Here is a 23,345-nt window from a genome sequence, read left to right on the forward strand (position 1 = left end):
GAGAACGGAGGTTCCCGTGTTACAGGTGAATGGCGCTCATATCCAAACGCCCGTAGTCAGAGTCTGAATGTTCTCCTTTTGGCGGGACATGGTGGACTTTCATGACCTGGTCGCCTTGAAGGGTTTCAAGATGAATATCGAACCCCCACAGGCGATGCAGGTGTTTGAGCACTTCGTCAGTGGAGTCGCCCAGGGGTTTGCGGTCATGTTGCTGGTGACGCAGGGTCAGCGAGCGATCGCCGCGGCGGTCGATGCTCCAGATTTGCACGTTGGGTTCACGATTGCCCAGGTTGTACTGAGCCGCCAGGGTTTCACGAATGGTGCGGTAGCCGTTCTCGTCATGAATGGCAGGTACTAGCAGGTCGTCCTTTTGATCATCGTCCATGATGCTGAACAGTTTCAGGTCGCGGATGACCTTGGGTGACAGGTATTGCAGGATGAAACTTTCGTCCTTGAAGCTGCTCATGGCGAATTTGATGCTCGATAGCCAGTCGCTGCCAGCCATGTCCGGGAACCAGTGGCGGTCCTCGTCAGTTGGATGTTCGCAAATGCGCCGGATGTCGCAATACATTGCAAAACCCAGTGCGTAGGGGTTGATCCCGCTGTAGTGAGGGCTGTCAAAGCCTGGCTGGAACACCACGCTGGTATGGGAGATGAGGAACTCCATCATAAAGCCCTCGGTAACCAGCCCTTCATCGTAGAGGTCGTTCATCAAGGTGTAGTGCCAGAACGTCGCCCAGCCCTCGTTCATTACCTGGGTTTGCCGTTGTGGGTAAAAGTACTGGGCAATCTTGCGCACGATGCGTACGACTTCACGCTGCCAGGGCTCGAGCAGGGGAGCGTGTTTTTCGATGAAGTACAGGATGTTTTCCTGGGGCTCGTCGGGGAATCGTGCGCTGTCCTTTTCGCTGAACTTGTCTGCACCTTTGGGAATGGTGCGCCACAGATCATTGATCTGTTTTTGCAGGTGCTCTTCACGGTCCTTCTGCCGCCGACGTTCTTCTTCGGCTGAAATCGGATAAGGCCGTTTGTAACGATCAACGCCGTAGTTCATCAGGGCGTGGCAGGAGTCGAGCAGGTCTTCAACGGCATCGATACCGTGGCGCTCTTCGCATTGCATGATGTACTGCTTGGCGAACACCAGATAGTCAATGATCGAACTGGCATCGGTCCAGGTGCGAAACAGGTAGTTACCCTTGAAGAAGCTGTTGTGGCCATAGCAGGCATGGGCCACCACCAGGGCCTGCATGCAGATGGTGTTTTCTTCCATCAGATAGGCGATGCATGGATCTGAGTTGATCACGATCTCATAGGCGAGTCCCATCTGGCCGCGGCTATAGGACTTTTCGGTGCTCAAGAAATGTTTGCCGTAGGACCAATGGTGGTAGCCCAGCGGCATGCCCACAGAGGCATAGGCATCCATCATTTGCTCGGCGGTAATCACCTCGATCTGGTTGGGGTAGGTATCCAGGGCATAGCGTTCGGCCAGGCGGCCGATTTCGCGGTCGTAAGCCTGGATCAGTTCAAAGGTCCACTCGGAGCCAGTGGAAATGGGATGGCGTTTATTCTCTTTGGCGGTCATGTCACTAACCTGCGCTGGAAGAGTTCACGGAAGACCGGATAGATGTCGCCGGCCGAGACCAGTTGCTGTTGGGCGAAGGTATCTGAATACGCTTCGCTGATACGTTCGTACTCGTACCAGAGGGCCTGATGTTCGCGCGGGGTTATTTCTACATAAGTGTAGTACTGCACGAACGGCATGATCTGATTGATCAGAATATCCCGGCAAATGGGTGAATCATCGTTCCAGTTATCGCCGTCTGAAGCCTGCGCTGCATAGATATTCCACTCATTTGTGGGATAGCGCTCAGCCATGATTTCCTGCATCAGTTTGAGTGCGCTGGAAACAATGGTGCCGCCGGTCTCCCTCGAATAGAAAAACTCCTCTTCATCAACCTCCCGTGCACTGGTGTGATGGCGAATAAACACTACGTCAATCTTGTCGTAGTTACGCTTCAGGAACAGGTACAGCAGGATGAAAAAACGCTTGGCGATGTCCTTGGTGGCTTGGGTCATGGAGCCGGAAACGTCCATCAGGCAGAACATGACGGCCTTCGAGCTGGGGTTGGGTTGCTTGACCAGCAAGTTGTACTTGAGGTCAAAGGTGTCGAGGAATGGCACGCGATGGATGCGTGCGCTGAGTTTCTCGATTTCAGCCTCTACTGCCTTGATATCGCCGAAGTTGTCCGGTTCTTCGCGCTTCAGTCGTTCAAGTTCGGCTTTGGCTTCCTTGAGTTTTTTCCGGCTGCTGCCGGACAGGGCAATACGCCGTGCGTGAGCCGAGCGCAGGGTTCGAATGATGTTGATGCGCGACGGGTTGCCTTCGTTGCTGATGCCCGCACGCACCGTTTTAAAGGTGTCGGTCCCCGTAAGGTTGCGTTTGACCAGGTTGGGCAGTTCGAGGTCTTCGAACATGAATTCCAGAAACTCTTCCTGGGTGATTTGAAACACGAACTCATCCATGCCTTCGCCGGAGTTGCCTGCCTTGCCGGGGCCGCCACCCCCTCCCGCGCCACCTTGTGGGCGTTGAATGTGTTCGCCGCTGGTGAACTCCTTGTTGCCAGGGTGCACCACCGTTTGCTTGCCACCGCGGCCGTGGTGAAGCACCGGCTCATCGATATCGCGGCCGGGAATGCTGATTTGTTCGCCATGTTCCATGTCGGTAATGGAACGGCGGCCCACGGCCTCTTCTACGGCCTTCTTGATGTGGTCACGGTAACGCCGCAGGAAACGCTGGCGGTTCACCGTGCTCTTGTTCTTGCCATTGAGGCGTCGGTCGATCACATAGCTCATTAGGCCCTCCGGGCAGCTTCAAGTTGTGAGCTGCAAGCTGCAAGTCGAAGCGGTAGCGCGTGCTTCTTCTTGCAGCTTGAGGCTAGAGGCTTACAGCTGCCTCACTGCGACTTTCTGACCCGCAGGTACCACTCGGAGAGAAGCCGTACTTGTTTGTCGGTGTAGCCACGTTCGACCATTCGAGTAACGAAGTCGTTGTGCTTTTGTTGATCCTCTTTGCTTGCCTTGGCGTTGAAGCTGATAACCGGAAGCAGGTCCTCGGTGTTGGAGAACATTTTTTTCTCGATAACCACCCGCAGTTTTTCGTAGCTGAGCCAGGTCGGGTTTTTGCCGTTGTTGTTGGCGCGGGCCCGCAGTACGAAGTTGACGATTTCGTTGCGGAAATCTTTCGGGTTGCTGATGCCGGCCGGTTTTTCGATTTTCTCCAGCTCCTCGTTGAGGGCTACGCGATTGAGGATTTCTCCGGTCTCCGGATCGCGGTATTCCTGATCCTGAATCCAGAAGTCTGCGTAGAGCACATAGCGGTCGAAGATGTTTTGCCCGTACTCGCTGTAGGACTCCAGATAAGCGGTCTGGATTTCTTTGCCGATGAATTCAATGTAACGCGGTGCCAGGTACTCCTTGAGGAAGCGCAGATAACGCTCGCGGGTTTCCGCCTGGAACTGCTCTTGCTCGATCTGTTGCTCCAGGACATAAAGCAGGTGCACTGGGTTGGCTGCAATTTCGTGCGGGTCGAAGTTGAAGACCTTGGACAGGATCTTGAAGGCGAAACGGGTGGAAAGGCCATTCATGCCTTCGTCGACGCCTGCGCTGTCGCGGTATTCCTGGATCGATTTGGCTTTCGGGTCGGTGTCTTTAAGATTTTCACCGTCGTAGACCCGCATTTTCGAGTAAATGTTCGAGTTTTCCGGCTCTTTAAGACGCGACAGAACCGTGAACTGGGCAAGCATTTTCAGGGTGTCGGGCGCGCAGTGGGCTTTGGCCAGCGAGCTGTTGAACAACAGTTTGTCGTAGATCTTCACCTCGTCACTGACGCGCAGGCAGTACGGAACCTTGACGATGTAGATCCGGTCGATAAACGCTTCGTTGTTCTTGTTGTTGCGGAAGGTGTGCCACTCTGACTCGTTGGAGTGGGCCAGCAGGATGCCGGTAAACGGGATAGCGCCCAGACCTTCGGTACTGTTGTAGTTGCCCTCTTGGGTTGCGGTCAGCAAGGGGTGCAGGACCTTGATCGGCGCCTTGAACATCTCCACGAATTCCATCAGGCCCTGGTTGGCCCGGCACAGTGCGCCTGAATAGCTATAGGCATCGGCGTCGTTCTGTGGGTACTCCTCGAGTTTGCGGATATCGACCTTGCCCACCAGTGCCGAAATGTCCTGGTTGTTCTCGTCTCCCGGCTCGGTTTTGGCCACGGCGATCTGATTGAGAATCGAAGGATAGAGCTTCACCACGCGGAACTGGCTGATGTCGCCACCAAATTCGGCCAGGCGCTTGGTTGCCCACGGCGACATGATGGTGCTCAGGTAGCGTTTCGGGATGCCGAAGTCTTCTTCGAGAATTGCGCCGTCTTCGGTGGCATTGAACAGCCCCAGTGGCGATTCAAAGACCGGCGAGCCCTTGATTGCATAAAAGGGGACTTTCTCGATCAGTTGCTTCAGTTTTTCTGCCAGCGATGATTTACCGCCGCCCACCGGGCCCAGCAGATAGAGAATTTGTTTTTTCTCTTCCAGGCCCTGCGCAGCGTGGCGGAAGTAGGAAACGATCTGGTCGATGCATTCTTCCATTCCGTGGAAGTCTTCAAAGGCCGGATAGCGGCGAATCACTTTGTTGGAGAAGATTCGCGACAGGCGAGAGTTGTTGGAGGTGTCCAGCAGTTCCGGTTCACCAATGGCCAGCAGCAGCCTTTCAGCGGCAGAGGCGTAAGCGCTTTTGTCTTGTTTGCACAGTTCAAGATATTCCTGAAGGGTCAGTTCTTCTTGGCGTGTGGATTCAAAGCGTTGTTGGAAGTGGCTAAAAATACTCATGACGTCACCTCGCTCGATACGTGGAGCCGGCGATAGATCGGTCAGTTCGAGTGCTGGCATGCAGCAGCATTTCAGCTGCTGTGTACCCCCCAGGACACCATCAAGGTGGTTAACTCCTTGAACTTACTACTGATAATCCATACGCCGGAGTACCGGCTCTCCCCAGATTCGGATGGCCTGATCTAAAGGATAGTTGGTAATCGGAGAGGTCAAGGCGCGATGCGAGATTTGTTACGTTCGACCGTTGGTCAGGCAGGGCGCCAGCCCGCGGATAACGGGGGCTGGCGCTGATAAAAAATTATTCTGCGGGGAGCTGGGAGGTTTCTTGTGGATAAGTCGCACGCCACAACTCGAAACCGCCATCAAGGCTGTACACCTCGCTAAAGCCCTGGCTCACCAGATAAGCAGCAGCGCTCTGGCTGGAGTTGCCGTGATAGCAAGCAACGATCAGAGGGGCATCGAGATCGGCGTGGGTGATGAAATCGTGCAGCGAGTGGTTATCCAGATGTTTCGCACCGCTGATGTGGCTGGCAGCGAAAGCCTGCGGGTCGCGGACATCGACCACCACGGCGCCTTTTTCGCGCAAGGCCTGTGCTTGTTCGGGCGGGATACGTTTGAATTCGGTCATGGAGGATTCCTGTGGCCTGACTGCGGGCGCGGCTAGACGGCGCCCAAGGGTTGGGAAGGTTGGTCGGGGAGCGCGATGGTCGAGTGGGCTGCAAGGCCAAGGTCGTCGCAATCACAGCTGAGGCGTTGGCCAGAGTCGACGTTGAGCAGGGTCATGGCTCCACCCCAGACACAGCCGGTGTCGAGGGCGAAAATCCCGGGCTCCTTGCAGTTGCCTTCAAGTGCCGCCCAATGACCAAAGATGATCTTCAGGTCCTGGGTCTTGCGTTCTTTATAGCTGAACCACGGGGCATAGCCGGGGGGAGCGCTGCCCACGCCTTCTTTGCTTTTGAGGTCGAGTTTCCCGTCGCGGGTACAAAAACGCATACGGGTGAAATAGTTGGTTATCACCCGCAGACGGGCGACACCGGTGAGGTCGTTGTCCCACTTGGCAGGTTCGTTGCCGTACATGCCATCCAGATAGGGGCCAAGCAGGTTGTCGTCACGCAAAGCGTGTTCGACTTCGCTGGCGCACTTCAGGGCCTTTTTCAGGCTCCATTGCGGCGGTATTCCTGCATGTACGAGGGCGACGTTGCGTTCGGCATCGTAATGCAGCAAAGGTTGCTGGCGCAGCCAGGACAGCAGTTCATCGCAATCGGGAGCTTGCAGAATTTCACGCAGCGTATCGCCTTTCTTCAGACGCTCGATATTGTGCGCGGCGGCCAGCAAGTGCAGGTCATGGTTGCCCAGTACGCACACCAGCGATTCGCGGATGCGGTATAGAAAGCGCAGCGTTTCCAGCGATTCGGGGCCGCGGTTTACCAGGTCACCCACCAGCCACAGTTTGTCTTTGGCAGGATCGAAAGCTACGCGTTCCAGCAGGCACCTGAGTGGCTGCAGGCAGCCTTGCAGGTCGCCAACGGCGTACACCGGCATCAGTGCAGTGCCCCGGGCACGGCGAGGCGGAAAGGGGCAATGATGGCTTTGAACTCGTGACCATCTTCGGCATGCATCAGATAGCTGCCTTGCATGGTGCCGACTTTGGTGGTGATCACCGAGCCGCTGCTATAGACATGCTGCCCGTCCGGCTCGATCAATGGCTGCAGACCGACGACGCCAGCGCCACGGACTTCTTCGACATGACCGTCGCCATCGGTGATCACCCAATGCCGGGACAACAGCTTCGCGGCTATCGATCCCTTGTTGTGCACCGTAATGGTGTAAGCAAAGGCGAAACGCTGAAGTTCAGGTTGGGATTGTTCTGGCAGGTAACGCGTGACGACGTTGACGTCGACCAGATAGCGGGGATCGGGCATGCGAGAGGCCTTACTTGAAAGCGTAGACACAGTTCGGGATAAAACTGATGCCTGAGTCTAGGCCAAGTAATGGTGACTAGGCCAGCCGGTTAAGGCGGGGCAGTTGCAGGAGTCGCCGGTTGACGCTCCTGCACAGGCCTGGCACTTGGCCCGGAGATGATCAGTCTTTTTCTGGGCTTGCCACAGCTTGTTCGCTGAGTACGTCGGCCAGGCGCACAAAGGCGGCGAGGTCGAGTTGCTCTGGACGCAAGCTGCCGTCAACACCAGCCGCTTCGATCTCGGCGTTGCTGAGCAAGGCCTTGAGGGTGTTGCGCAGGGTTTTGCGGCGCTGGTTGAAGGCTTCCCGAACCACGCGTTCAAGCAGGCGATGGTCTTTGGCCGGGTGTGGCAGCACTTCGTGTGGCACCAGGCGGACAATTGCCGAATCTACTTTAGGCGGCGGATTGAACGCGCCTGGACCTACGTTGAACAGGTGTTCCACGCGGCAGTGATACTGAACCATGATTGACAGACGGCCCCAATCGCCACCGCCCGGGCCGGCAGCCATGCGCTCAACCACTTCTTTTTGCAGCATGAAGTGCATGTCACGGATCAGGCCGGCGTTTTTCAGCAGGTGAAAAATCAGCGGGGTAGAGATGTTGTACGGCAGGTTGCCGACAACCCGCAGGGTGCGTGGTGCAGCGCCCAGGCTGTTGAAATCGAACTTCAGGGCATCGCCCTGGTGCAGGGTGAAGTTGCTCATGCCTGCGAATTGTTGCTTGAGGATCGGGATCAGGTCTTTGTCGAGCTCCACGACATCAAGCTGGCCGCCACTGTTAAGGATGCCTTTGGTCAGGGCGCCCTGTCCCGGACCGATTTCCAGCAAACGGTCAGTAGGCTTGGCGTTGATGGCGCGCAGGATACGGTCAATGACACCCGCATCGTGCAGGAAGTTCTGGCCAAAACGCTTACGCGCCTTGTGTTGGAATTGCTCGTTCATATACGGGTCTCGGACATCTGATAGGCGGTTTCCAGCGCGACTTGCAGGCTGCCGGTATCGATCTTGCCGCTGCCTGCCAGATCCAGGGCGGTGCCATGGTCGACAGAGGTGCGGATGATCGGCAAGCCCAGGGTGATGTTGACAGCGGCACCAAACCCTTTGTATTTCAGTACGGGCAGGCCTTGGTCGTGGTACATCGCCAGCACTGCATCGCAGTGCTCCAGATATTTGGGGGTAAACAGAGTGTCGGCGGGCAGCGGGCCATGCAAATCCATACCTTCGCTGCGCAGGCGCTCCAGAGTTGGTTCAATAATGTCGATTTCTTCATGGCCCAAATGGCCGCCTTCGCCGGCGTGGGGGTTGAGCCCACAAACCAGGATGCGGGGCCGGGCAATGCCGAATTTTTGTTGCAGGTCGGCGTGCAGAATGCGGGTAACCCGCATCAGTCGCTCAGGGGTGATTGCGTCGCTCACCTGGCGCAGGGGCAGGTGAGTGGTAACCAGGGCTACGCGCAGGCCGCGCGTGGCGAGCATCATCACAACCTGCCCGGTGTGGGTCAGGTCTGCGAGGAATTCAGTGTGACCGGAGAATGGAATCCCGGCCTCATTGATGATGCCCTTGTGTACAGGGGCGGTAATCATGCCCGCGAAGTGCCCGTCGACACAGCCCTGGGCAGCCCGGGTCAGGGTTTGCAGGACAAACCCGGCGTTGGCTTTGTCCAGCGTACCGGCAATTACCTTCGCTTTCAGCGGGGTATCCCACACATACAGGCTGCCTGCAGGGGCTGGCTGATCAGGCCAGTTGTCCGGGCTCACCGGCAGCAGGTTGACAGCCACGCCCAGTTGCACGGCCCGCTCAAGGAGCAGGTCGTTGCTGGTAATGGCAATCAGGGGGTGCGGCTGGCGTTGTGAAGCGAGTAGCAGGCACAGGTCTGGACCTATGCCTGCCGGCTCGCCGGGTGTCAGTGCAAAACGCTGTGTTTTCACTGCGCTGCCTGGTTTCCGCTCTCTTGCGAGGTGGCGCCAGGAAGTTTGATCTCTACATAGGCTTCGTCACGGATCTGACGCAACCAGGTTTGCAGCTCTTCGTCGTACTTGCGGTTACGCAGTGCGTTCATTGCTTGCTGTTCACGGGCCTGGGTGGTGCTGTCGGTGGCGCGGCGGCCAAGGACTTCCAGAACATGCCAGCCGTATTGAGTCTGGAACGGCTTGGACAATACGCCTTGGGGCGTGTCGGCCATGGCCTCACGGAACTCGGGTACCAGAGAGTCCGGATTGACCCAGTTCAGGTCGCCGCCGTTAAGGGCAGAGCCCGGATCCTCGGAGTAAGTTTTGGCCAGGGTGGCAAAATCTTCGCCCGACGTGATGCGCTCGTAGATTTTGTTGATCAGTTCCTTGGTCTGCGCTTCGCTACGGATTTCGCTCGGCTTGATCAGGATGTGACGAACATGGACTTCGTCCACCACCACGGTTTCGCCGCCGCGTTTGCCGTTGAGCTTGAGGATGATAAAGCCGCCCGGTGTACGTACCGGAGGCGTCACTTCTCCTACTGGCATTTTGCTCAGCATGCTGTCGAACGGTGGTGGCAATTGAGCGGCTTTACGCCAGCCCATGTCGCCGCCTTCCAGTGCGGTATCGCTGCCGGAGCGGGCGATGGCCATTTGACCGAAGTCGGCGCCTTTCTTGAGCTGGTTGTAGATCTCTTCAGCCTGTTTGTAAGCCGTCTGGACTGCTTCCGAATTCGCGCTTTCCGGCGTTGGAATCAGAATATTGGCCAGATTGAATTCTTCGGACATTTGCATTGCGCCCATAGGCGATGCGAGGAAGTTCTTCACTTCCTGTTCTGTCACCTGAATGCGCTCGCCCACACGACGCTGGCGCACACGGCTGATGATCATCTCGCGACGAACCTGCTCGCGGGCATCTTCATAGGACAGGCCGTCGTGAGCCAGTGCCTGGCGGAACTGGTCAATGGTCATGTTATTGCGCTGGGCAATGGTGCCAATGGCCTGGTTCAGCTCTTCATCCGTGATCCGGATGCCTGAGCGTTCGCCGAGCTGCAGTTGCAGGTTTTCGACGATCAGACGCTCAAGTACTTGCTGATCCAGAACGCTGGCAGGCGGCACGCCCTGGCCACGCTTGGCAATGGTCTGCTGAACTTCGTGGACACGCTGGTCCAGCTGGCTCTGCATGATCACGTCGTTGTCGACGATGGCCACAACCCGGTCAAGGGGTTGTACTGCAGCGTGTACTGCAGTACCCAGAAACAACGCGCCCAGCACTAGCGGGCGCAGACACTCAGAAAGCTTGATCTTCACGTTCACGATAACCTTGGATGCCTTTGTCGAGGAAGCTCTCTACTTTGGTGCCGACTACGCCACCGAGACCTTTCAACACAACTTGGAGGAAGAGACCATGATCGCCCTTCTCGTTTTGAGGGGCTTCTTGGGTGTACTCGTCGTTGGATACCCAATAACGGCTGATCAGACGAAGCTTCCAGCAGCAGTTGTCGTATTCAAAGCCACCGAAGGCTTCCAGAGTACGGTTGCGGTTGTAGTCGTACTGCCAGCGGCTGATGGCGCTCCACTGCGGCACGATCGGCCAGATAACCGAGAAGTCGTGCTGCTGGATCTTGTAGTAATCCTTGATGTAACCGTTTTGCCCCGGGGTCAGGTAATCACCGCCCATTTGCCACTTGCCGGTGTACTGGTTGTAAATCACCTGGTCGTTGCGATAGCGATAGCCCAGGTTGACCACCTTGTTCGGGTTGTCTTCAGGCTGGTAGTGCATCATCGCGCTGCCGGAACGCGGGCTGCGGGTTTCCGGATCCCAGTTGTAGTCGGCAGTGGCGCGCCAGTCGCGGTTGAAGCGATAGGCGTATTCCAGAGCATAAGGCGAGACGCTGGAGGTTGAATCCTTGCGATCGTCGGCAATGCCCGGCAGTTGAACCTTGCGATCCTGGAAATAATACGCCTGGCCGATGCTGACACGCTGGCGCTCAAAGCCGTTGTCTTCGATCCAGCGGCTGGTCAGACCCAGCGACAGCTTGTTCTCGTCGCCCACGCGGTCGGAACCGCTGAACCGGTTGTCACGCCACAGCGAGGAATAGCTGAAGGTGTTTTCGCTGGTGTCGAAAACAGGAATGTCTTCCTGATTGCGCTCAGGGACATACAGATAGAAAGCGCGCGGTTCCAGGGTCTGGCGGTAGTTGGTGCCGAACCAGTTGGTATTGCGGTCGAAATACAGGCCGCTATCGACGCTGGCAATAGGCACGCTACGGTTTTGCGAGCTCTTGTAGTCCTCACCGGCGAGCAAGGTACTTTTGCCCTGGCTATCCAGATCAAGATCGTACTGGGTGTACATGTACTTCAGGGTTGGAGTCACAAAGCCGTAGCTTGACGTCATCGGCAGGCTCATGCTCGGCGCCAGATTCAGACGTGTGCCGTTGGCTCGTGCCAGACCAACAATATTGTTGTCGAGTCGCGGGGCAGTAGTGCCGTCTTCGTTGGTGTAATTACCGTTTTCCAGACTGCGCTCAAACCGCACCAGTTCGGAGCCGTAGCTGAAGTTCACGCCGCCAGGGTGAAACGGCAGCGCACCGTCGAGGGTGAGTTGCGGCAACTTGTTGTAAGGCGTGACCTGGGTAACAGTGGCCAGTTGATAGGCCTGGGCATTCAACCGGGCGGTGTAGCTGTCGCCCCGATAGCTGACGGCAGCTTGCTGGTTCAGGTAGTCGCGGTTTTCGACGCCGATCTGATCAGTTTGCAGATCCTGGAAGTAATACGGATCGCTGATCTTGGTGTAGTCGACTTCTGTCAGTACCCGCGAATCCAGGCCACCCTTGTGCTGCCAGTTAAGCATGTAGCGCTTGTCGGAGTAGTCGGTTTGACCCTTGCGCTTGGTGTCGTCGTCGTTGAGGTAAGCGGCGCCGAACTGCCCTTCGCTGGACTCGGTCAGGTAGCGGAACTCGCCTTCCATCAACAGGCCGCGCTTGGTCATGTAGCGCGGGTACAACGTGGCATCGTAGTTCGGCGCCAGGTTGAAGTAGTACGGGGTCACGAGCGTAAAGCCGGTGTCGGTGCTGCTGCTGAAGGACGGCGGCAGGAAACCGGACTGGCGGCGATCGTCGATCGGGAAATAGATGTACGGGGTGTAGAAGATCGGGATGTCTTTAACCCGCAACGTCACGTTTGTTGCCGTACCGAAACCGGTGGCAGGGTTCAGCGTGATGTTGTTGCCCTTGAGCTGCCAGGCGTTGCTGCTCGGCTCGCACGTGGTGTAAGTACCATCCTTGAGACGGATGATGGCGTCTTCGGCGCGCTTGGCATACAGCGCGCTGCCGCGGATGCGCGACTTGTGCAAAACGTATTCGGCGTTGTCGACCTTGGCCGCACCAGTGTCCAGCTGCACATCGGCGTGGTCGCCAACGATCAGTGCACCGTTGTCCCGCAGACGGACATTGCCATTGAGTTCGCCACGGCTTTCAGCCTGATACAGGCTGGCCTCGTCGGCCTCGACCTGCATGCTGCCCTGACGCATGACGACATCGCCGGCCAGGGTCGCGACCTGTTCTTCCTGCTGATAGCGGGAAGCTTTAGCGCCAACAAAGGTCGGGGCATCGCTTTTACTGGTGGGGTCGTTCATGCCCGGACGGATGGGCTCGACGTACGAGCCGGAGCAATAAGGTCCGGTTTCGGCCAGTTGCGCCGGTGTCAGCTTCTCCCGGGGCACCCAGTCCAGGTGGCTGTAGTCGGCGCTGCGCGCGCTCAGCCCACGGCCCTTGGCTTCAGTAACCAGCGGGATGGGCGCGACTTGCTCGCTGGCCTCACCGCTGGCTTCCGCCAGGACACCTTGGTGCGCCGGACGCGGCGGCAATTGCGCGGCGTTGGTTTTTGGCGTGCAATCCCAGCCACCCGTAGCCGACACGGAACAGTCATACTGTTCCTCGGCAACAGCGAACGGCATGGCTAGAGGTTGCATGGCCAGCAAACTGCCGGTTACCAGCAACGGAAATTTTTTACGAAACGCGGGGGATTTCAATGCCATCTTATTAGTCCGGGCTTCCTGCGTGCCATCAGCCCGCGGTGGGGGACCGCAACGCCTATCGATGGTCTGGAAAAGATGCTGGATAATAAAGCATGACCCGCTTGACGGCTAGCACCGTCGGAGACCCTTGTAATGCCTGACCAAGATGTACGCCTGCAACACCTGAAAGTTTGGCTGGATGAGCAGTTGGTAACCTTGTATGAGGACCAGGGTTGGGGTGCCGTACCCCCGGCCACGTTGACTTCGGCCAGTAGCGACGCGAGCTTCAGACGCTATTTTCGCTGGGAGGGCGAGGGTCGGACTTTTGTCGTCATGGACGCGCCGCCCCCCCAGGAAAACTGTAAGCCATTCGTCGATATCGCTGATTTGCTGCGTATCAGCCAGATAAATGTGCCAAAAATTTATGCCCAGGACCTCGAGCGCGGTTTTCTTTTGCTCAACGACCTGGGCAATAAAACATTCCTCGACGTGATTAACAGCACCAATGCCGATGAGTTGTTCAAAGACGCCATTGAAGCCTTGCTGGCTTTTCAGCAACTGCCGATGAAAGCACCTTTGCCCAGCTATGACGTTGCTTTGCTGCGTCGCGAACTGGAGTTGTTTCCAGAGTGGTACGTGCGCCGTCATTTGGGTGTAGAGCTCGATGAGCAGCAACAGGCTGCCTGGCAGCGGGTCAGCGCGCTGTTGATCGACAGTGCGTTGCAGCAGCCCCAGGTACTGGTCCATCGCGACTTTATGCCGCGCAACCTGATGCTCAGTATCCCCAACCCCGGGGTTCTGGACTTCCAGGACGCGGTGTATGGCCCGGTCACTTACGACATTACCTGTCTGTTCAAGGACGCCTTTCTCAGTTGGCCGGAAGAGCGTGTGCGCGCCTGGCTGCGCGACTACTGGGAACTGGCCTTGCCACTGGGCATCCCGGTGGGGGCGGATTTCGAGGCGTTCCTTCAAGCCAGTGATCTGATGGGTGTGCAGCGACACCTGAAGGTGATCGGTATCTTTGCGCGCATCTGCCATCGTGATGGCAAACCACGCTATCTGGCTGACGTGCCGCGGTTCTTCTCTTATATAGAAGCGGTGCTGGCACGCCGTCCTGAACTGGCGGAACTGGGCGAGCTGTTCCACAGCCTGGGCCTGCGTGCCGGGGCGGACCTATGAAGGCCATGATTCTGGCAGCGGGCAAAGGTGAACGCCTGCGGCCGCTGACCTTGCATACTCCCAAGCCGTTGATACGGGCTGGCGGCGTGCCTTTGATCGAGTACCACCTGCGGGCGCTGGCGGCGGCGGGCTTTACCGAGATCGTAATCAACCACGCCTGGCTGGGTCAGCAAATAGAAGATCATCTGGGCGATGGTTCGCGTTTTGGCGTGAGTATCCAGTACTCCGCTGAAGGCGAACCGCTGGAGACCGGCGGCGGCATTTTTAAAGCATTGCCGTTACTGGGCGACCAGCCCTTTGCAGTGGTCAATGGCGATATATGGACCGACTACGACTTTGCAGGCTTGCGTCAGCCGCTCACAGGCCTGGCGCATCTGGTTCTGGTCGATAACCCGGCACACCATCCGGGCGGTGACTTTTACCTGCAGGGCGCGCAAGTTCTCGATGCGCTGCCGGGTGTCGACGCCCTGACCTACAGTGGCATCGCAGTGCTTAGCCCCGGCTTATTCGCGGGGGCTACGCCTTGCGCATTCAAACTCGCCCCCTTGCTGCGCAAAGCCATGGCCGACGGACAGGTGACGGGCGAGCGTTTACAGGGGCATTGGGTCGATGTGGGGACCCATGAGCGTTTGGCCGAAGTTGAATCGTTGATCAAGGGCAAACACTAAAATGTTGTGGCCAGGGACTCTTGTCGGAGCCGGTGCCGGCTTTTTCATTGCCAGCATTCCGGGGGCCATGCTCGGTGCTTTACTGGGGCAGGCGCTGGACCGGCGTCTGCAGTTGCACAGCTGGGCGCAGTTGCGTGAACGCTTGGGCGGTCGCCCGGCGTTGCGCAACGACGAGTTGTTGTTTGTGCTGCTTGGACGGCTGGCCAAAAGCGGCGGCAGGGTGGTGGACAAGCACATTGAGCAGGCGCGTCAGGAAATGCGTCAGCTCGACATGTCCGGCCCGGCGCAGCAGCGGGCCATTGCCGCGTTCAATCGTGGCAAATCGCAGAATGACTCCCTGCGCGGCTATCTACGACGCCTGAAAGCCCAGCCCCATGCAGCAGAAGGTGTGCTGCGCGCCGGGTGGCGGATGATTTTGGCTGACGGTCGTATCGATCCCCGGGAGCGCGAGTTGATCGTGTTGTGGGGGCACTGGCTGGGCTGGACGGCGCAACAGGTGCAGGCGCTGGGCCCAGACTATGAACCGCATAGAAAACCACTGGCCACCCGTGATAGCACCTACCAGCAATCGTTAGTCCTGCTGGGGGTAACGGCGAGTACGGAGCCGGATCAGATCAAACGCGCCTATCGGCGTTTGCTCAGTCGTCATCACCCGGACAAGGTTGCCGGCAGCGGCGCGAGTCCGGCCCAGGTGCGCGAGGCCACGGAAAAAACCCGCGAACTGCACCACGCCTACGCCATGATTCGCGAGCAGCGCGGGTTTCGTTAACGGCCTGGCGGCTACTTGTAGGCAGGCTGCGGGCTGAGCCAGCCGCGTACTCGGCGAAACAGCTGTTCCTGCTCGGCTTCCTTATTGCCCGGGATGGCGTTCAGGGCAACTTGAGTGAAGTTCGTACGGCTTACCCGTTGGCTGGCCTGTCGTCGTTGCAAGGCGGCCTTGCGGGCCAGCGGCTGGTCTTTGTAGAAGATATCCAATTGCGCCAGCGAGAGATTCGGCGTCAATTGGCTCAAATCAGGTTCAACTCCGGTCGGTGTCTGCGCGGCGATCAGGATCAGTCTGGGCAGCTGGGCTGGTTGCTTTTCGCTCACATAGCGCGCAGCCCAATAGGCGCCGGTACCGTGGCCAAGCAGCACCAGGCTGCGCATGTTTTGCTGTTGGGCGAAGGCAATGGCAGCGTCAATGCGGGCGTAGATCCGCTCGGCATCCGCTTTGCTCATGGCCTCAAACGTCTCGGCCGGTGGTGCTTCAGTCGTGTTTTCGGTGCCGATACTGGCCGCCTGCTCGATGGGTTTGGCTGTGGTGCTGGCCTCTTTGCTGCTAGTGTTCGGCGCCGGGGGTGCGGGAGGTGCCTGTGGTTCGGCCTGGCGCGGCTGGCTGGCCTGGCTTTGCATGTCCGGCAAGCTCAGACTCAGGCTGGCCCAGTTGGCATTCGGCAGTTTGTTGCGCAGCGGGCCCACAGTCAGTGGCCAGTCTGCACTTTCGCCTGCTCCCGGTACGATAATCACCGCGCCATTGGGGTCGCTGCTATTGGCGGGCTTCCAGAGTGCGAGAAAACTGTCTTGCCCGGCCTGCAGTTGTTGTTGCTGGTTTTTCGGTAGCTGGCGCTCAAGAGCCGTTTCGTCTTCCATGCTGCGTTCGGGCAGCTGTGGGCGTATTTCCGGCTGAGCTTGTGCAGGCTCTGGCGCCGGCTCCGGATCAGCCGCCAGTACCGGCAAGGCGTGTGGCAGGAACAACCACAGGCACAGCGCTGCAAGTGCCGGGCGCAAAGAAGACATAGGTGATTCCAGGCCAGAAGTAATCCAGGCAGCCTAATGGGTTGATCAGCATTTGTCAGGGTATGAGTGTTCCGATGAAGCGTTTTTGCTATCTGTTAATGATCGGCTGGTTATCGTTGCCCTTGATGGTCAATGCCGCGTCCATGCCTGCGGCGCAGTTGAGCCCGGAGCAACAGCAATGGCTGGCGCAGCACGGGCAGCTGCGCGTCGGCCTGGTGTTACAGGCGCCCTATGCCAAATTTGATCAACGTTTGCAGCGATTGTCCGGGGCCAACGTCGAACTGATGAAATGGCTGGCGCAGAGTCTGGGCATCGACCTGGTCTGGCATAACTATGCCGATCTGGCGCAACTGGAGCAGGCCGCCCGAGCCGGCGAGATCGACCTGGCGCCCGGGCTGACGCAGACCCCGGCGGGCTTGCGGCTGTGGCTTTTTTCTGACCCTTACATGCGGGTTCCGCATTTGTTGGTGGGCGAGCGCAACGCCGGCGGCTCTGTGGACCTGGAGCGGGTGGACAGCCAGGTCCGGGTCGCGGTGCGAATGCCCAGTTCTGCCGCCGATTATCTGCGCAGCAGCTATCCCGGTCTCAATCTGCAGGGCGTGCCCCTCGAACGCCAGGCCTTGCAGTTGTTGTTGAGCCAGCAAGCAACCTACGCGGTGGTTGATGAAGCGCAACTGACCCGGCTGTCGGCCGAGCCCGAGTTCGCCGGGCTGGCGGTGGTCGGTGACATTGGTTTGCCACAGTTGTTGCGGGTGGCCACCCGCCGCGACTGGCCGCAACTGGCCGGTATCGTGGAGCGCGGGCTGCATGCCATTCCTGCACGGGACATGGAGCAACTGCACAGCCACTGGCTGCAACCCAAGTACCCTAAGCTCGGCCCGTCTCCCGGCTTCTGGCAGAACCTGTGCTTGTTGATCGGTGTGCTATTGCTGGCCTGCATGGCAATCATGTTCTGGCAGCGTCGCCAGCAGACGGCCCTGGAGCGTGCATTGCTCCGTGCCCGTGAAGACATTGCCCTGGGCACCGCCAGTGCTGAAGCCTTGCGCTTGACTCAGTTTTCTATCGATCAAAGCCCGATGGGGATTTTGTGGGTTAACTGGGACAGTCATGTGCGCTATGCCAATCAGGCGGCAGAAGACATGCTCGGGTATCCGCCGGGGGCCGTGCTGGATCGCCCCCTGAGAGATTTTGAGCCGGGCCTGGACATGGACCGCTGGTTGACTTTATGGCGCCGCGCCCGTGCCAGCGAAGAAGCAGTGCAACGGATCGAAACCCATTGCATCCGCGCCGATGGCAGCGAGCTTCCGGCCGACGTGACCTTGAGTTTTCTGCGCTTCAAAGATGCCGAATACCTGGTGGTTTATCTGAATGACATCACCGAACGCCGCCGGGTACAGGCTGCCTTGCAGGAAAGTGATGCGCGTTTGCAGGGTATTGCCGCCAATGTCCCGGGACTGGTCTTTCGCCTGGAGCGTTCGTTGCTGACCGGCGAGCTGGACTTCCCCTACATCAGCGAAGGCAGCGAAAGCCTGGCGGGGTATTCCCCGACCACCTTGCGTCAGCGTGAAGTGGGGCTGCGCAGCCTCGTGCATCCGGATGACCGGGCGGATTACCACCGGGTTCAGGACCTGGCGCTGGACAGCGACAGCGACTGGTCATGGCAGGGCCGCATCCTGACCCGTCAGGGCCAGCAACGCTGGGCCGAGATCAAGGCCATCACCCGCAGCCTGGAAGATGGCACCGTGGTCTGGGACGGCATCGTCTGGGACATCAGCGAGAGCAAACGCATTGAGCTGGAACTGGATAGTTCGCGCGGACAGCTGCGGGAGCTGTCGGCCCACCTTGAAAGTGTGCGTGAAGAGGAAAAGGCCCATATTGCCCGTGAGGTTCACGATGAGCTGGGGCAGATGCTGACGGTCCTCAAGCTGGAGACCTCAATGTGCGAGCTGGCCTATGCCGAGCTGGATCCGGGGCTGCGCGAGCGCCTCAACAGCATGAAAAAGCTGATTGCGCAGTTGTTCCAGCTGGTACGTGATGTGGCCACGGCCCTGCGTCCACCTATCCTGGATGCCGGCATCAGTTCCGCCATCGAATGGCAGGCCCGGCGTTTTGAAGCGCGCACGCAAATCCCTTGCCTGGTGCAGGTGCCGGAATATTTGCCGGCGCTGGGGGGGGCCAAGGAAGTCGGCCTGTTCAGAATCATGCAGGAGGCCCTGACCAACGTAATGCGCCACGCCCACGCCCAGACGGTAGAGTTGACCTTGAGCCTGGAGGGCAACGACTTGTGCCTGAGCATCAGTGATGATGGCCAGGGTTTTGTGCCCGCCACCGGCAAGCCGACTTCATTCGGCCTGGTCGGTATGCGCGAGCGCGTCCTGATGTTGGGCGGTACCCTGACTTTGCACAGTGTGCCGGGTGAGGGGACGCTGTTGAGTGTGCGGGTGCCGCTGCTCCCGGCGTCTTGAGTGACCTTTGAATAAGGAAATATCCGTGATTCGAGTACTGGTAGCTGAAGACCACACCATAGTGCGCGAGGGCATCAAACAGTTGATTGGCCTGGCCAAGGATCTGCTGGTGGTGGGCGAGGCGAGCAACGGCGAACAGTTGCTGGAAACCCTGCGCCATGTGCAGTGTGAGGTGGTGCTGCTGGATATATCCATGCCCGGGGTCAACGGCCTGGAAGCTATTCCGCGGATTCGCGCCCTGAACAACCCGCCGGCCATACTTGTGTTATCGATGCATGACGAAGCGCAAATGGCGGCCCGCGCCCTGAAGTTCGGTGCCGCCGGTTATGCCACCAAAGACAGTGATCCGGCGCTGTTGTTGATGGCGATTCGCAAGGTCGCGGCGGGCGGGCGCTATATCGATCCGGACCTGGCCGACCGCATGGTATTTGAGGTCGGATTGACAGATGAAAGGCCATTGCACGCATTGTTGTCCGAGCGTGAGTTTTCTGTTTTCGAGCGCCTGGCCCAGGGCGTGAATGTCAACGAAATCGCCCAGCAACTGGCCCTGAGCAGTAAAACCATCAGCACCCACAAAGCGCGCTTGATGCAAAAGCTGCATATCAACTCATTGGCGGAGCTGGTGAAATACGCCATGGAGCACAAGTTGCTCTGAATGTAACCTGGCCGGTCGCGGTACTGCCGATCGCAGCTTGCGGCCGCGACGGCATATCTCGCGCATACCTGATTACGACACTTTCATGAGGTGTCTTTGCCCAGCCACTGGGCCCGCCCCAATCAACCATCCAAATCGCGACAACCCTGTAGGGCTATCCCTACAAGAAGCCTTCCAGCCTCCTGATGTGAATCTCTCCTGCGCCCCGATTTCTGTGGGCTGGCGCCTTCTTTAGTCTTGGGCTACGGCAGTCCAAAACAAAAGGTGTGGCTATGAGTGAGGTCGGTGCAAGCGCTGGGGCGAGTGAGATACTGGTCAGCTTCCGTGGCGTGCAAAAAAGCTACGACGGCGAAAACCTGATCGTCAAGGATCTCAATCTGGATATTCGCAAAGGCGAATTTCTGACCTTGCTCGGGCCGTCCGGTTCGGGCAAAACCACCAGTCTGATGATGCTGGCCGGTTTCGAAACGCCAACCGCCGGCGAGATTTTACTGGCCGGGCGCGCGATCAATCACGTGCCACCGCACAAGCGCGACATCGGCATGGTGTTCCAGAACTACGCACTGTTCCCCCATATGACCGTGGCGGAAAACCTTGGTTTTCCGCTGTCGGTGCGCGGCCTCAATCGAACCGATATCAGCGAACGGGTCAAGCGCGTGCTGAGCATGGTGCAGCTGGATGCCTTCGCCCAGCGTTACCCGGCCCAGTTGTCCGGTGGTCAGCAACAGCGGGTCGCGCTGGCGCGGGCGCTGGTGTTCGAACCGCAGCTGGTGCTGATGGATGAACCGCTGGGGGCTCTGGACAAACAACTGCGCGAGCACATGCAGATGGAGATCAAGCATCTGCATCAACGTCTGGGCGTGACGGTGGTCTATGTCACCCATGACCAGGGCGAAGCCTTGACCATGTCCGACCGGGTAGCGGTATTCCATCAGGGTGAAATCCAGCAGATTGCCCCGCCCCGTACCCTCTACGAAGAGCCGAAAAACACCTTTGTCGCCAACTTCATCGGCGAAAACAACCGCCTCAGTGGCCGTCTGCACAGTCAGGACGGTGAGCGCTGCGTGGTCGAGCTGGGGCGCGGTGAGAAAGTCCAGGCACTGGCGGTAAACGTGGGGCGAACGGGTGATCCGGTGACCCTGTCGATACGGCCTGAGCGCATCTGTCTCAATGGTTCCAGCGAAGCCTGCGCCAACCGTTTCTCGGGCCGCGTCGAAGAGTTTATTTATCTGGGCGATCACGTCCGGGTGCGCATGGAAGTGTGCGGCAAGACCGATTTTTTTGTGAAACAGCCGATTGCTGAACTGGACCCCTCCCTGGCCGTCGGTGACGTCGTGCCGCTGGGCTGGCAGGTCGAACATGTACGTGCGCTGGACCCTCTCTTAGAGGCGAATTAATCGCCCCGGCTTCACCAACCCTGCACAGTGGAGAACAAAAAATGCATACATCCCTGAAGTTCACGGCCTTGAGTCTGGGTCTGATGTTCGCAGCCAATGCCCTGGCCGCAACCGATCTGACCGTGGTGTCGTTTGGCGGTGCGAACAAGGCGGCTCAGGTCAAAGCCTTCTATGCACCCTGGGAAGCCAAAGGCGAGGGCAAAATCATCGCCGGTGAATACAACGGCGAAATGGCCAAGATCAAGGCCATGGTCGACACCAAAAGCATTTCCTGGGACCTGGTAGAAGTCGAATCGCCGGAGCTGTCCCGCGGTTGCGATGAAGACATGTTCGAAGCGCTGGACCCGGCCCTGTTCGGTAATCCTGAGCAGTACGTCAAAGGGGCGATTCAGACCTGCGGTGCCGGCTTCTTCGTCTGGTCCACCGTGCTGGCCTACAACGCCGACAAGTTGAAAACTGCGCCCACCAGCTGGGCAGACTTCTGGGACACCAAAACCTTCCCCGGCAAACGCGGCCTGCGCAAGGGCGCCAAGTACACCCTGGAATTTGCCTTGATGGCCGACGGTGTAGCGCCCAAGGATGTGTACAAGGTGCTGGCGAGCAAGGAAGGGCAGAACCGCGCCTTCAAAAAGCTGGATGAACTCAAACCGAGCATCCAGTGGTGGGAAGCAGGCGCACAGCCGCCGCAGTATCTGGCTTCCGGTGATGTGGTGATGAGTTCGGCATACAACGGCCGCATCGCAGCCGTGCAGAAAGAAAGCAATCTGAAGATTGTGTGGAACGGCGGGATTTATGACTTTGATGCATGGGCCATTCCCAAAGGCCTGAGCAAAGACAAGGCCGAAGTGGCGAAGAAGTTCATCGCTTTCACCCTGCAGCCGCAACAGCAGAGCCTGTACTCGCAAAACATCGCCTACGGCCCGGCCAACAAGGAGGCCATGCCACTGTTGCCTGAAGCCGTGCAGGCAGACATGCCGACCGCTGCACAAAACATCGCCAATCAGGTGCAGATCGACGTCACCTTCTGGGCTGACAACGGCGAGCAGCTGGAGCAGCGCTTCAACGCTTGGGCTGCCAAGTAAGCAGTGCTGACATGCGGCGCAGCTGATCAGGGCGCGCCGCCATCGTTTAAAGATTTTCGGAGTTCGCCATGGCCATCGCCGTTCCCCTGAACGAGGTCTCCAGCCCCACGTTGAAGAAGCGCCTGGCGCATGCCGAGCGGATTAACCGCTGGAAAGCGCAGGCGCTGATTGCACCGTTGGTTATTTTTTTGCTGCTGGTGTTCCTGGTACCAATCGCGGCCCTGCTCTACAAAAGTGTCGGCAACCCGGAAGTGGTTGGTGGATTGCCACGCACGGTAGTGGCGGTGGCCAGTTGGGATGGCAAAGGCCTGCCCGCGGAACCGGTCTACCAGTCCCTTAGCGAAGACCTGGCCGAGGCCCGCAAGAATCAGGTTCTGGGCGACTTGTCCAAGCGCCTGAACATGGAGCTGGCCGGTTATCGCAGTTTGCTGATGAAAACCGCCAAGGCGCTGCCGTTCAAGGCGGTACCCGAGTCATATAAAGACGCGATGGAAGCCCTCGACGAGCGTTGGGGCGACCCGGCGTACTGGCAGGCGATCAAGCGCAACACTTCAAGCGTGACCCCGTTTTATCTGCTGGCGGCTGTCGATCATCGGATCGATGACCTGGGCGAAATTGCTCCCGCCACACCGGACCAATCGATCTATCTGGATATTTTCGCCCGTACCTTCTGGATGGGCCTGGTGATCACCTGTATCTGCCTGGTGCTGGCCTATCCGCTGGCGTATTTGCTGGCCAATCTTCCCGCTCGGCAAAGCAACCTGCTGATGATCCTGGTGCTGTTGCCATTCTGGACCTCGGTACTGGTGCGGGTCGCGGCCTGGATTGTGCTGCTGCAGTCAGGGGGGCTGATCAACAGTGCGCTGATGAGCCTGGGGGTGATCGATCAGCCGCTGGAGCTGGTGTTCAACCGTACCGGGGTGTACATCTCGATGGTGCACATTCTGCTGCCGTTCATGATCTTGCCGATTTACAGCGTGATGAAAGGTATTTCACCGACCTATATGCGGGCGGCGATCTCATTGGGCTGTCATCCATTTGCGAGCTTCTGGCGGGTGTATTTCCCGCAAACCTATGCCGGAGTCGGGGCGGGCTGCTTGCTGGTCTTCATCATCGCCATCGGTTACTACATCACCCCGGCGTTGCTCGGCAGCCCGAATGATCAAATGGTCAGCTACTTCGTGGCGTTCTACACCAACACCAGTATCAACTGGGGCATGGCGACGGCCCTGGGCGGTTTGTTGTTGCTGGCGACCGTGGTGCTGTATCTGATTTACAACTGGCTGGTGGGCGCTAGTCGCCTGCGTTTGAGTTAAGGAGG

At 58.4% G+C, this 23,345-nt stretch carries 19 protein-coding genes; 8 read left to right on the forward strand and 11 right to left on the reverse strand.

What is annotated here, in order from left to right:
• Positions 1-19: 19 nt before the first annotated feature.
• The 10 genes from JQ848_RS02220 to JQ848_RS02265 form a co-directional block, all read right to left on the reverse strand.
• Positions 20-1,582: a SpoVR family protein gene (locus JQ848_RS02220; protein ID WP_003444510.1), complete on the reverse strand. Its 1,563-nt coding sequence runs from the start codon at positions 1,580-1,582 to the stop codon at positions 20-22.
• Positions 1,579-2,853 carry a YeaH/YhbH family protein gene (locus JQ848_RS02225; protein ID WP_010656647.1) on the reverse strand — a complete coding sequence of 425 codons (1,275 nt, stop codon included), beginning with the start codon at positions 2,851-2,853 and terminating at the stop codon, positions 1,579-1,581. Before JQ848_RS02225 ends, JQ848_RS02220 begins: the two co-directional genes overlap by 4 nt.
• A gap of 101 nt (positions 2,854-2,954) precedes the next feature.
• Positions 2,955-4,877: a PrkA family serine protein kinase gene (locus JQ848_RS02230; protein ID WP_003444505.1), complete on the reverse strand. Its 1,923-nt coding sequence runs from the start codon at positions 4,875-4,877 to the stop codon at positions 2,955-2,957.
• Positions 4,878-5,175: 298 nt separating this feature from the next.
• Positions 5,176-5,505, reverse strand: a complete 330-nt coding sequence (gene glpE, locus JQ848_RS02235) for a thiosulfate sulfurtransferase GlpE (protein WP_003444504.1) — start codon at positions 5,503-5,505, stop codon at positions 5,176-5,178.
• Positions 5,506-5,537: 32 nt separating this feature from the next.
• Entirely contained in the window at positions 5,538-6,419 is an 882-nt protein-coding gene (locus JQ848_RS02240) for a symmetrical bis(5'-nucleosyl)-tetraphosphatase (RefSeq protein ID WP_003444503.1), read from the reverse strand.
• The gene (gene apaG, locus JQ848_RS02245; protein WP_003444502.1) at positions 6,419-6,799 is read right to left on the reverse strand and encodes a Co2+/Mg2+ efflux protein ApaG; all 381 of its coding nucleotides are present in this window, start codon (positions 6,797-6,799) and stop codon (positions 6,419-6,421) included. Before apaG ends, JQ848_RS02240 begins: the two co-directional genes overlap by 1 nt.
• A gap of 160 nt (positions 6,800-6,959) precedes the next feature.
• Complete coding sequence (gene rsmA, locus JQ848_RS02250; protein WP_003444501.1) at positions 6,960-7,778, reverse strand: 16S rRNA (adenine(1518)-N(6)/adenine(1519)-N(6))-dimethyltransferase RsmA; 819 nt, start codon at positions 7,776-7,778, stop codon at positions 6,960-6,962.
• A complete protein-coding gene (gene pdxA / locus JQ848_RS02255) occupies positions 7,775-8,764 on the reverse strand; it encodes a 4-hydroxythreonine-4-phosphate dehydrogenase PdxA (RefSeq protein WP_202210227.1) in 990 nt (329 codons plus the stop codon). The genes rsmA and pdxA overlap by 4 nt, the downstream gene beginning before the upstream one ends.
• Entirely contained in the window at positions 8,761-10,101 is a 1,341-nt protein-coding gene (surA, locus tag JQ848_RS02260; RefSeq protein ID WP_177412985.1) for a peptidylprolyl isomerase SurA, read from the reverse strand. The genes pdxA and surA overlap by 4 nt, the downstream gene beginning before the upstream one ends.
• Complete coding sequence (locus tag JQ848_RS02265; protein ID WP_003444498.1) at positions 10,076-12,823, reverse strand: LPS-assembly protein LptD; 2,748 nt, start codon at positions 12,821-12,823, stop codon at positions 10,076-10,078. The genes surA and JQ848_RS02265 overlap by 26 nt, the downstream gene beginning before the upstream one ends.
• 132 nt (positions 12,824-12,955) lie before the next feature.
• Between JQ848_RS02265 and JQ848_RS02270 the strand changes: the two genes are divergently transcribed.
• From JQ848_RS02270 to JQ848_RS02280, 3 genes are read left to right on the forward strand one after another with little or no spacing between them, the layout of a single operon-like run.
• Positions 12,956-13,981, forward strand: a complete 1,026-nt coding sequence (locus JQ848_RS02270; RefSeq protein ID WP_202210228.1) for an aminoglycoside phosphotransferase family protein — start codon at positions 12,956-12,958, stop codon at positions 13,979-13,981.
• The gene (murU, locus tag JQ848_RS02275; protein ID WP_160626654.1) at positions 13,978-14,649 is read left to right on the forward strand and encodes an N-acetylmuramate alpha-1-phosphate uridylyltransferase MurU; all 672 of its coding nucleotides are present in this window, start codon (positions 13,978-13,980) and stop codon (positions 14,647-14,649) included. Before JQ848_RS02270 ends, murU begins: the two co-directional genes overlap by 4 nt.
• 1 nt (position 14,650) lies before the next feature.
• Positions 14,651-15,418, forward strand: coding sequence for a TerB family tellurite resistance protein (locus JQ848_RS02280; protein WP_202210229.1), 768 nt, complete (start codon positions 14,651-14,653; stop codon positions 15,416-15,418).
• An 11-nt stretch (positions 15,419-15,429) separates the two neighbouring features.
• Here JQ848_RS02280 and JQ848_RS02285 read toward each other — a convergent pair whose 3' ends face one another.
• The gene (locus JQ848_RS02285; protein WP_202210230.1) at positions 15,430-16,425 is read right to left on the reverse strand and encodes an alpha/beta hydrolase family protein; all 996 of its coding nucleotides are present in this window, start codon (positions 16,423-16,425) and stop codon (positions 15,430-15,432) included.
• 74 nt (positions 16,426-16,499) lie between these two features.
• Here JQ848_RS02285 and JQ848_RS02290 point away from each other — a divergent pair, with 74 nt between their 5' ends.
• From JQ848_RS02290 to JQ848_RS02310, 5 genes are all read left to right on the forward strand, one after another.
• Positions 16,500-18,890 (forward strand): PAS domain-containing sensor histidine kinase, encoded by a 2,391-nt coding sequence (locus JQ848_RS02290; protein ID WP_202210231.1) that lies wholly within the window; start codon positions 16,500-16,502, stop codon positions 18,888-18,890.
• Positions 18,891-18,915: 25 nt separating this feature from the next.
• Positions 18,916-19,545, forward strand: coding sequence for a response regulator (locus JQ848_RS02295; protein ID WP_003444492.1), 630 nt, complete (start codon positions 18,916-18,918; stop codon positions 19,543-19,545).
• Between the two features lie 272 nt (positions 19,546-19,817).
• Positions 19,818-20,942, forward strand: coding sequence for an ABC transporter ATP-binding protein (locus JQ848_RS02300; RefSeq protein WP_160626656.1), 1,125 nt, complete (start codon positions 19,818-19,820; stop codon positions 20,940-20,942).
• Between the two features lie 41 nt (positions 20,943-20,983).
• Complete coding sequence (locus tag JQ848_RS02305; protein WP_003444490.1) at positions 20,984-22,024, forward strand: ABC transporter substrate-binding protein; 1,041 nt, start codon at positions 20,984-20,986, stop codon at positions 22,022-22,024.
• A gap of 68 nt (positions 22,025-22,092) precedes the next feature.
• Complete coding sequence (locus JQ848_RS02310; RefSeq protein WP_003444488.1) at positions 22,093-23,340, forward strand: ABC transporter permease; 1,248 nt, start codon at positions 22,093-22,095, stop codon at positions 23,338-23,340.
• The last annotated feature ends 5 nt before the right edge of the window (positions 23,341-23,345 follow it).

It is taken from the genome of Pseudomonas paraversuta, from assembly GCF_904067025.1.
GTDB lineage: Bacteria > Pseudomonadota > Gammaproteobacteria > Pseudomonadales > Pseudomonadaceae > Aquipseudomonas > Aquipseudomonas paraversuta.